Source organism: Priestia sp. D51 (genome assembly GCF_053345675.1).
This window is the reverse complement of record NZ_JBLTIR010000023.1, coordinates 1-10993: the sequence shown is the minus strand read 5'-3', so window position 1 is coordinate 10993 and position 10993 is coordinate 1. Positions and strand designations below refer to the sequence as shown.

7 protein-coding genes are annotated in these 10993 nt (G+C 39.5%); all 7 read left to right on the top strand.

Features of this window, described 5'->3' with window-relative positions; all coding sequences use genetic code 11:
* The first annotated feature begins 742 nt into the window (after positions 1-742).
* Complete coding sequence (locus ACNHOZ_RS28525) at positions 743-1195, top strand: hypothetical protein (protein WP_447697439.1); 453 nt, start codon at positions 743-745, stop codon at positions 1193-1195.
* Between the two features lie 1022 nt (positions 1196-2217).
* Positions 2218-3693 carry a tyrosine-type recombinase/integrase gene (locus ACNHOZ_RS28520; RefSeq protein WP_447697438.1) on the top strand — a complete coding sequence of 492 codons (1476 nt, stop codon included), beginning with the start codon at positions 2218-2220 and terminating at the stop codon, positions 3691-3693.
* Positions 3694-3893: 200 nt separating this feature from the next.
* Positions 3894-4580, top strand: coding sequence for a helix-turn-helix domain-containing protein (locus ACNHOZ_RS28515; protein WP_447697437.1), 687 nt, complete (start codon positions 3894-3896; stop codon positions 4578-4580).
* 1136 nt (positions 4581-5716) lie between these two features.
* Positions 5717-6571 (top strand): hypothetical protein, encoded by an 855-nt coding sequence (locus ACNHOZ_RS28510; RefSeq protein ID WP_447697436.1) that lies wholly within the window; start codon positions 5717-5719, stop codon positions 6569-6571.
* 125 nt (positions 6572-6696) lie between these two features.
* The gene (locus ACNHOZ_RS28505) at positions 6697-7266 is read left to right on the top strand and encodes a recombinase family protein (protein WP_447697435.1); all 570 of its coding nucleotides are present in this window, start codon (positions 6697-6699) and stop codon (positions 7264-7266) included.
* 392 nt (positions 7267-7658) lie between these two features.
* Positions 7659-9377: a hypothetical protein gene (locus ACNHOZ_RS28500; RefSeq protein ID WP_447697434.1), complete on the top strand. Its 1719-nt coding sequence runs from the start codon at positions 7659-7661 to the stop codon at positions 9375-9377.
* 381 nt (positions 9378-9758) lie between these two features.
* Positions 9759-9914, top strand: a complete 156-nt coding sequence (locus ACNHOZ_RS28495) for a hypothetical protein (protein ID WP_447697433.1) — start codon at positions 9759-9761, stop codon at positions 9912-9914.
* The last annotated feature ends 1079 nt before the right edge of the window (positions 9915-10993 follow it).

The following is a 10993-nucleotide window of genomic DNA, read 5'->3' as shown; positions in this document are numbered from 1 at the left end:
CTCATGCAACCGACAGACTCGTTACCAAGAATGCCGTTTCGGATGGAGATCGTCTTTGCGTCTAGATGAGTAGCGTTAGCTACACTGTAAGAAAGCGACTTCTTGTCGCACCATAATCCAGATTCTAAGAACCAAAAAAACCTTCTAGATCCCTTTCTAGAAGGTTTTATCATTAATTCTTTTTTAACTTCTTCATAAAATTAAAAATAAAAACTCCAACCCCAAATAAAACTACCAAATTAAAAATTTGCCAAACAATGTCTCCCCAATTGATACTTGTTATATTCATAATAGACCTCCTAAAACATATGTAACCTTACCTAAAAGATTATATTTTTTCATACTATCGCCTCCTACAATATATACGAATATGTTACATAAAAGTTACATTTTTACATAATTTAAGCAGATACGCTCCAGTAAATCTGTTGCATATGATATACAAAAACAGTTTACATAATACCTCTTTTCGGAACCCACAAAAAAAACGAGTCCTTGGCGTACAAGGGCTTTTTTGCTTTTTCGTTTTCTCGTTTATACATGATTTTATACATCGTTGATATAGCAACGTTTTAGGAGGAACTGAACGCGCGTGTTTTTGTATAAAATCTTGCATCTTTTTTACCGTCTTAAGGGTCTGATAGTTGCAGAAGGTAACCAAAATAACAAGTTAAATTTCTTCTCATATTTCCTTGAATCAAGGGGAAAATAGGTTGAACTAAACTTAATTGGAGGAATAACTATGAGAAAGTTCTTGTTTTTGTTTTCGTTTGCTACGATGGTTTTCGTTTTTAGCACGACGATAAACGCGCATGCACTGACGTTTGATCAACTCCCTACGACTCAAAAATCGGACCAATGGACGGTTGAAATCGATAAAGTGAAAGACCGTCATCCAGATGATATGAAACCTAAAAAGGGTGTGTATCAAACGTATGGATTGACCATTCAAAATACGAAAAATGATGCAACTGATGTGAAAGTTGAACTTTTTAGAGATGAAGACAACACGACTACCAAATACGGAATTGTAAAGACAGACAGAGAAACACTAAGTAAAAATGATGAACATCCTTTCCACTTTGCGAATTTCCCTCTTTCAGAAAAAGCAAAAGAGTTAGAAGTGGTGATTACGTGGAAAGAAAAAGGCAGCAACCGAAACTATCAAGAACGATTTACATTCCCTCAAAAATAACAAATAGCACGCGAGCTCTCAGAATCTTCTCTGAGGGCTTTTTTTATTGGATGGTGTATTTATATTCCGAAGGTATCAAAAACGAAATGAACGGGATTCTGAAACGTCAAACATCTATAAAACTTGGTTTTATTTCCTCTCAATCCCCGAATCGGGATTAGAATAAGAACATACAAAACAATCTATCACTTTATGCTGATACTCGGGCTATGGCCTACCATCGTAAAAAAGAACACCAACGTGTTCTCTTTTTGCTATGCAGGTTCCTGATTAGACGAAAACGTAGTCAACGGACATTAGAAAAGGAGTTGATCGAACGGTTAACGTTATCACCTATCCAATTAAGGGAGGATAGTCAAATACAAAAACGAGGAGGAAAAAAAGATGACAGTAGAAAAGTTGGGAGGTTGACTCCCAGAGGGAGTTACTCGAAATTGTTGATCGTTACTTTGAATTATGGATGTAAGACATGGGAAAGGTTCTTCGGGACTAAGCAAACCATTTGCGTGTTTACACTTTACACGTTAACAATGGTCAGGCTGAGATTTTCAACGTGTATACGTTGGTTAACAATGGGTTCATTACGAATTTGCAACACGGTATAAATGACTCGCTTTAGCTGTTTTATGGTGTGATCTTTGGCGGCCACATATCGAAGATATGGGCTTTTTCGCTTTGGGGCTTTGGAAAAAAAGCGACCCGTTGGGCGATTTTTTTGCGTCGACAAGGCTTCGGCTTGGGAAAAGTCATCGCTTCTGGCGATGCTTTTTCCTTGCCGTTGCTGAGGCGGCGTGCACTTACGTGAAGGTGCGTGAGCATCGAACGAATCCTTTGAACCCCTTTACCTAGATTTATCTAGGTAGAGGGGGGATTGGGATTGTTAAGGGAGGGGGAGAGAGGAGCCGCCCCCTAACCCCTTAACGGTTTGCACGAGTTTCCGCCACCCACAAAAAAAGGGGGAGTTTTTCCACACAATTTCACGTTTTTCGGTACGATAAACGGTATAGGGGAGGTGATTTTTCATGTTTAATGATGATGAAAAAGAGAAGCTAAAACGTGCGTTTTCGAACCAACCAAAATATAAAACGTCCACTGGATTTACAGGGAACAAGAAAAGCAAGAAAGAGAAAGATAACTTTGTGGTTGGAAAGAAACGGAGGAAAACTAACCATCTAACCAATAAAGAGCGTAAGCAGTTGATGGCACTCCATCAACAAGTGGATGAACTATTTGTGGCCAACTCGCACATCGAAGCAAAGTCCGAAGACAAATTAACGAAAAAAGACTTTAAAAAAGGCGACAACAACAACTTAGGGGCTTATGGTATTCATGGATCGGTGACGTTCGAAAAGTACAAAAGTATCGCCAAAACGTTTGTGAAAGAGACGTTTGAAAAGAATAAAAACCTGGGACACATTTCGGAAATTGGTGTCGGTGAATACATGGATTGGATGGAAGACAAAATGAAAAACGGCCAACCAAACGGTGAAAAATACTCGGGTAAAACCATTGGGTTATACGGATCGGCCATCAAAAAAATGGCTGAATCTGCGGAGGTTCACGGTGGTGAATACCAGCGTTTGGAGTCTCTTGGTACGGAAAAAGTGACGCGAAAACTCGATAAAATGAAAGATCAATACAGCGCTCGCTACACAAAAGAACAGTACAAGCGCGGGAAAAGCTATATCAACAAAGACGGCAAGCAAGTGAATGGCTATTCGTACAAGGATGCGCAGAAGCTTGTTAAGAAAGCCAATGACATTTCCCCCTACCACGGGGCGATGTATGAGGTTTTATCACAAGGGTGCCCACGCCACGACGAACTGTTACGCATCAAGTGGCGCCAAGTTGACACGGAAAACCACCGCATTTATTTGGATGATCCCAATCAAACCAAAGGCGGCCGCCCTCGCTTCATTCCCATCTCCGAAAAAACCTCTCAAAAACTACAATCTATTATGGACTCAGGACACGTTAAAAACAAAGATACAAGGATCTGGGGAAGCCGTATGACAAAGGACGATGTGTACAACTTAACGAAACATTTATGCCGTGAGGCTCATGTGGGATACAGCGGCGTGCATGATTTCAGACGAGCTGCGGTTGAATTCCATATGAAAGGAGTCGAAAAAGCGTTCCGATCAGGGAAACTGACACGGGACGAGCTTGAAAATAAATTCTTGGATCACGTCAATTCACATCCGCAATTGAATCCTGTCGGTGACAAGTGGGAGAAAGTGCGTGATGATCAAGGAAAAGTGATGTATGAACCCATGACCGACAAACGTGGAAATCCGCGTAAGGACAAGAACGGAAAGACACGCATGCAAGCGATGTGGCGGCCGAAGATGGACGAAAACAACAAAGTTGTTCGAGGACCACGCTATACAAAAGAAGACTTGGCCGAGTGGCGAACGGATAAGTTAATCAACTCCTATATCTCACAAGTGTTGGGACACAATCGCAGCGATGCAACTAGTCCATACAAGAACAAGTGAGTGACGATTTGAAAAAGCGATACGAATCGTTCGAAAAAAGTCAGCGCCCGCCAAGTAGTTTGCCTATTTTGAGTGAAGTGGTTTCTTATTTACATTTCGAGACTGTTTGAATGTAATATTAAGGTAATTCATGTCTAATGTTTAAACTTGTATAAGAGTACTATTAGGGCTTGGCCCATTGACAAAGGGGTGGATGAGAAATGATCAAGTACATCAACGAAGTGACACGTCAGTTTGGGATTGAACATCACATCTTGAGGAATTGGGAAGAGAAGGGTTTGCTGGGGGTGGTGGAACGAGATTTCACCCATGGTCGTATGTACGATGAAGAACAGCTTCGACGTATTCAATGTATTCGGGATGTGGTCAAAAAACAACAAGAAAAAGGAATGAAACGAACCGACTTCAGAGAGGTAGAGCGGGTGCTGCTGGAGGAGTTTGGTGGCGTGATTGAAGAACGGCCGCCAAGCGTCCCTATGGCACCTGAGACGTTCACCAACATGTTGGTGAAGATGAACAACCAAGAAAAGGAGATGCAACGCCTGCAACAAATGATGATGGATCTGACGAAGGTGACAGCTGAACAGTTACAGCAGATGCATACAGAACTCACGAAAAGCCGAGAAGAAAACGAAACGTTAAAACAGTACCTTGGTGAGAAGCTGGATCAAAGAGAACTGCCAGCGCCGCCTGTTGATTATACGAAAGAGATGGAACGGATCATCTCGGAGCTGACGGAGGCAAGGGTGAAGGAAGAGGAGCGACAGCAAACGATTGATGAGATGAACCAAAGGCTGCAACAGACGGTTGAACTTATTTCAACCATGGAAGAAAAGAAGGAAAACGAAAAGACGAAAGCGGGCTTTTTCCGTAAGTTATTTGGATAGAGCAGTAGGATCACAGCATCCTGCTGCTTTTTTTTGCTGCACTTGATGGATAGGTCGACGAAGTATAGACAAGGCATGTCCCTCCTTTTTTTCGAGGTGTGTTAAGGTGTTGGGCGGTCTTTTAGCGGCGTTTTTGGCTTGGTTTTGTACGGTAAAATCAGTTGACCAAGACGTGACGGGGTGAGTTCCTTTTTTTCTCGGTCGTGAGCGGCTTGGGCACAGTCCACAAACCGTACAAAACTTTGACTGTCAACGGTTTTGGGGGAAAAATCGTGGGTTTCTATTTTTCACACTAAACGGTTTACTGGAAAACCAAGTATACCTACGAAAATCCACTAAAAACGGGCTTTTTGGGTCGTTTTATTGCGTTCCTGGGTCAAATCCTCTTCTTTTTATATCAAAAGTATGAGATAATAAACGTTAATAATATCAAAATTCATAGATAATAACATAAAATAATGTCAAATTTAGTTGACTATAAAAGTTTTATTATCAATTTTACTTTATATAAAATTAATTTAATGATAAATAAATTTTATATAAAGTAAAATAAATATAAAATAAATTTGTAATCAAATTAAATTAACAACAAAATAAATTTTTAACAAAAATAATTGATAACAAAAAATAAATAAATTGATAATAAAAAAGAAGGATCTTTCGTTTTTTCGTTAAATAACATTAATAGGAAACGAAAACATCATCAATTAACATTAACAACAAAAATGGTTATTGATAACTATAATTATTAACAAGAAAATCTAAAATGCTTATTTATCAAGGTTTATTCAGTTAAATTTTATTTGTAGTTAATCAAAATTGATAACAAATAGAATATTCATTAATTTTATTTGATATAAAAAATGTTTTAAACAAAATAATTTGATATTAAAATAATTTAATGTTAAATAAAATTAATAACAAAATAAATAATAATTGATAACAAAAAAAGATTCAGAAATACTTATTTATCAAGTTTTATACAGTTTAATTTTGTTTATTATCAATTTTGATTAATGATAAACAAAAAAACATTAATTTTATTTGGTATAAAACATTATTTTAAACAAAGTAATTTAAGATTAAAACAGTTTAATGTCAAATATAATTGATAACAAAAAGAGAGGGGAAATAAAATGGATATCGTAAAATTGACTAAAACGCTGAAATCTCAAGGGTTAAGTGATGAGATGATCCAGGAAGTGTTGAAAACTGCGTCAAAACAAGACCAAAACCACTTCAACGTCAAGCAAGCTTCTGTTTATTTACAAGAAAAATTGGACAAGTCATGGAACCCGCCAAAGGTTAGACGTTTCATAGCATCAGGCCAGCTACAAACGGTCAACCAAATCGACCGTAAAGGACAAGAGGGGTCTTCTTTGAAAGAAGGGTACTTAATTGACAAAGAAGTCCTAGAATGGTTCGTTGTGGATCAATTCAAATCAAAAGAGGAATGGAAGAAAGAAGCTTTGACACTTCGTGGAGAAGTCCTTTCCCTTGAATTTAGAATCGCCGACTTGGAAAAAGAACTGGCTGTTCACAAGGCGCAGCCATCATCAGATGCAGAGGGTTCCGATCTTCCAACCGATTCTACGATTGAAGGTCAAATCCAATGGGATGAAAACGGAGAGTTCGAAGAGGTGGAAAACGAAACACCCGAAAAGCCCGAAAACCCACAAACACCAACTGATGAGGAGTTAATTACGAAATGCCAAAAAGCGAAATTCATTGATGATAATGAAGAACGTGGTTTAACAATAGAACACGCAATTGAATTACTGAATACGATCATCCTAGAACATCCTGAGTTCAGTGATATGAAAGAAACGTTTGTAGATCAGGTCTTTGACGGTTACCAAGCTGTTTTGTTCGCTAATAAAGACGCTAAGAAATTCCGTGCACCTCATAAAACAGAGGGTGCGTATAGTTACGACACAAAGGAAAAAGCAATCATTGCAACGCTGAAAACGTTAAAGAAAAAGCAGGGTTAATCCCTGCTTCTATTTAAATTAAAACGTCCCAAAAAGTAGAGAAAAAGGGAATGATGATGTAGACTAGTAAATACTATACATACAGAGTCCCAAAAATCATTACCCAAAGTAAAGGAGGAAGTGTCATGAAATATGGTTATACAAGGATCAGCCATCGCAGCCAGAACCTTTCGAGGCAAATCGAGAGCTTAAAAGAGTACGGTGTGGATGAATTGTTTGAAGAGATTCAGTCAGGGCGAGACGACTCACGTCCTGTCTTTCAGCAACTGTTGGAGAAGGTTCAACCACATGATGTCATTGTTATCCATTCGCTTGATCGCTTGATGCGTTCTACGATCCATCTGCTCAAAGTCGTGAACGAACTGAGAGAAAAAGAAGTGAGTTTGGTGAGTTTGAACGAGCCGTGGTTGGACATAACTGGCGAAAACCCACAGTCTGAATTTATGCTGACAATCTTTGGAGCCATAGGTCAGCTTGAACGACAAAACACTCTAATCCGCCAAAGAGAAGGCATCGAGGTTGCCCGTTTAAAGGGAGATGTTCAGTTCGGCAGACCAAAAAAGAACCGAAAGAAAATCGAACACGCCATGAAGCTACACAGGGAGAAAAAGCATACGGTAAAAGAGATTGAACAAATTACAGGGGTTTCAAAATCAACACTTTACAGAGAATTAGCCAAAGAAAAAACGGAATAAAAAACTTGGGAAGTTTATCTCACCAGTTACCCTTTGGTTCGTCAATTTATCTCATAGATTACCCTTTGGTTGACGAAACGGCACGAAAAAAGAGAAAAAAAGGTCGAAGAACACTAGAAAAAGAGCTGTGAGAACGGTATTGTTAAGGTAAGGTTTTTCGGAGTTTTCGAGGAAATAGAAAAAGAGAATCACGAAAAAAGACAAAAAAAATAAACCGATGGTGGTACATCGGTTCAGCGTAAGTCTGCCTACAACAGACAACTAGATGCCTTTAGTATATATAAAATTAGAGTGAAAATCAAGATGTCCTTCTTGATTTTCAAAGATTTCATTGAAAATACAAAGGTTGTTGTAGGTAGACTTCTCACTAAATTAGGGGAGGTCTATTTGTCATGAGTAAAGTTGAACAATTACGCGATAATTACATATACGACTCGGCTCGCCAAGTGAGTCGAGAGCAAATCTATAAACAAACGGAACTGTCGTTAACAACCAAATGGGGTGACCGAGGAAACATCTTAAATCTCGGGAAAACCATGAACGAAATGACCTACCATAAAGGCAAACGGATTATGTCGGCCAGACATCAGATTCAGTTGCTATACGGGTGGTTTTTACAATGTGAAGATCGCCGAACACGAGTGATCGGCAAAGCGTGGTTTGAGGAAAAAGAAGGCTTCTTCGATTCAATCAAAGACCATGTGATGTTTAGCTGCATGTTTACAGACGAAGAACGCTCGAAGCTTCTTGATACAGATTTCGAGTACCGTCAGAAGTTCTTTAAGTACAAAGAAGCGCTGCGGGTCATGAAAAAAATCACGGAAGACCGTGTGAGTCAGTTCATTCTGACGAACCCCGTTTTCGCCAAACCATACGAAATCGTAAATAACTACGGCCGCCGAACGACGGATCGACTCACGGAATACCACGTGTTGTATTCGGAACTGGATCACTATAATCCTCAAAAAGCATTACCTAAATACACAAAACTCACGGCAGAAGAAGTGTACAAGTTAATCGTGAAAAAATTAGACGCTCACGGCTTCCCGCGGCCAACGGAAGTGACGTTTTCCCGCGGACCCCAACTATGGTGGAAAATCGGCCCCATCCCTTCATTCATGTTGGAAGAATGGGAGATGATGATGGCGTACATCAACGAATTGTTACAGGAATTCGGGGCAGATGCGCATGCGCTCGACGGCGTCCGCATCCTTAGAGCCGTCGGTTCTATCAACGAAAAAACGAAAAAGAAAATCACGGGTCGCACCTATTCCGATGACCGATTGGATTTTATGAATCTTTTTCAACAGTTTTGTTGGGATCGCTGGCTAAAGTACCTGGAAGAAAAAGAACGAAAACGCCAAGAACGCATGAATCTCGTGGAAACACGTTACAACGAAAAACGGAAGTGGCTGCTGGAGAACGGAATCATTGACGATAAAGGGGAATTTACTGAAAAGTACAACCCGAACAAACGCAAGCGACGCATCAACAAGCAGGCGCGCCAGCACCACTGGAACATGCGCCATCAAAACATTATCAACGGTATTTTTCATCTGTGCCACTTGAGAAAAGGCGATATGGAAGGTTTCAGAGAATTTTCATGTTTCTTGGTGTATACGATGGCGCTGCGCATCCATGGTGGAGTAGAGCTACTAGCTCAGAAGGAAGTGTACGAACTGTACGAGAGTTTCGATGTGAAAAAGTATGAATGGCACGACTTGTTAAATCGGATTAGCAGCGCGGAAGCGGACTACAAACGTTGGGAACGTGGCGACTACCAAAACGTCTATAAGTACTCCACTGAAAAGCTTATCAAAAAGCTCAAGATCACGCCTGAAGAGATGAAGAAAATGCGGTACATCGTAGATGTAGACCGTGTTGCGGAGTTGAAACGCGATTACGACCGTCGCTATCAAAAAGAACGCTATTTAAAAAAGCTCCAAGAACAAGGGAAAATGACAAAAAAAGAAGAGAAAGCCTTTCGTATGAAGTGGATTCAAGAGTATTTGGAGAGTAATCCTGAAGCGGCGGATAATCAAATCGCTAAAGAACTAGGGGTTAGTCGTTCAACGGTTAACAGATTAATTAACGAATATGAACTAAAATAAGCCGTTGCAAAAATTCAGAGTTTCTAAATTGAAAACGAGGTCACAATTGGAAAAAAATAGGTGTGCAAAAATTCTCGTATCTAAATTGAAGTTAAGGTCACCCTTTTGATGGTTTTGAACTTAGGGTTTGATCTTAAAGAGTAACTTAAGGGATTCAGTACTGTTTGTATGGGGGATTGATTAAGCAGTTAGGGGACAGAGTCCCGCGTATCTATCTTCTTTCGGAGAACTAGACACTGCCGTTTAACACTACACCTTAGGAAGCCTCTAAAAAAAGCCTCGCCTTTAAAATCGTTGTAGGTTTATTGATAGTTTATTAGAACATCATCTCTATATCAAATAGGGATGGTGTTTTTTATGCAGGAGGAGTTTGAACGAGCATTGCTCTTTGATGACTTTAAGGATTGGAAACGTAAGCAAAGGTTATTACAGGCGCTGGAAACGTTACGTGAGCAGCATGAGCTGGCTGACGAGAAGGTTCATGTAGCCAATCAAATAAAGAGTCTAGAAGACGAACTAGGGTTATTAGACTCGTAGGCTCGCACAAAGGGGTCACGAAACGTACGCTTATACATTGTGGCGGCCACCGCAAAAAATTCAGAGTATCTAAATGGGTTGTGAGGTCACGAAGGCTCGGCCACCTACGCCAACTTGTAAATAAGACACCACTTCAAACGGACAACCAAAAGTGCGTGGCTCACGCGATCACTTTTCAGACGATTCGTGCCGCACACTGTGGCCGCCTTCGTCCAATCCTTCAGAATCCCTTCTGAGAGGTTTTTAGACTTCAAGAATATATTTACACTCAAACATAGAAAAAACGCCAAGATGAGGCGTTTAAGCTTTTGTGTTACTGCTTATTCAAAGCTTTTTTGCTTCTGACTTCTTATGACTTTCCACGACTGGAATCGACCTTGTGTAAGTACACCAAAACTCAAAAACAATAAAACAAGAGATAAAACATAAGTAAGCTTCTTCATGCGACTATCCCCTTTTTAGTATAATACGTTCACTTGGCCATTTATCAATTGCTACACGTCCATTTTATAAAAGTTCTTCTAGTTTGTAAAATTTTGGATGTTAAGATAGCCTGTTTATTATCAACGCTCAGATATATGACGCCGTCACTAGTTAACATAAAACGTATTATCGGTATAAAGATTACGTTTATAGTAAAAGAAAACAGTGCCTTGATAATCAAGGCACTATTTATCATCACGTACTTCTTTTAAATAAATATATACTGTAGACTAACAATAAAATTACTAAAGATAAGGATATCCAATAAATACTCATTAGACTATTTGGAAAATAAGTAATAGCTCCATATAAAAGAAAAGCAGCTATCAGGAAAAAACAAATGAAGCGACCTAAATAACGTATCGAAAAGCGAACAACCTCTCTCACTTGATTTCCTCCTCCAAACAACATTATCTATATTTTACCAAATAATCTTACTAAAGATTACATGCAGTACAATTTTAGATTTAGTCGGGTAGGCAGGCACTCTCACGAGCGCCCGCCCCCCTAAGAACCGTACGTGACAGATTTCCCGTCATACGGCTCAAGCCTTCTTTTTATCCGAACAACTTATTTAATACATGGTACATGTACTA

Bases quoted from the DNA above. Each gene is read 5' to 3' on its own strand.
- ACNHOZ_RS28510 (WP_447697436.1), top strand. From the start codon at position 5,717: ATGGATATCGTAAAATTGACTAAAACGCTGAAATCTCAAGGGTTAAGT.
- ACNHOZ_RS28525 (WP_447697439.1), top strand. From the start codon at position 743: ATGAGAAAGTTCTTGTTTTTGTTTTCGTTTGCTACGATGGTTTTCGTT.
- ACNHOZ_RS28515 (WP_447697437.1), top strand. From the start codon at position 3,894: ATGATCAAGTACATCAACGAAGTGACACGTCAGTTTGGGATTGAACAT.
- ACNHOZ_RS28505 (WP_447697435.1), top strand. From the start codon at position 6,697: ATGAAATATGGTTATACAAGGATCAGCCATCGCAGCCAGAACCTTTCG.
- ACNHOZ_RS28520 (WP_447697438.1), top strand. From the start codon at position 2,218: ATGTTTAATGATGATGAAAAAGAGAAGCTAAAACGTGCGTTTTCGAAC.
- ACNHOZ_RS28500 (WP_447697434.1), top strand. From the start codon at position 7,659: ATGAGTAAAGTTGAACAATTACGCGATAATTACATATACGACTCGGCT.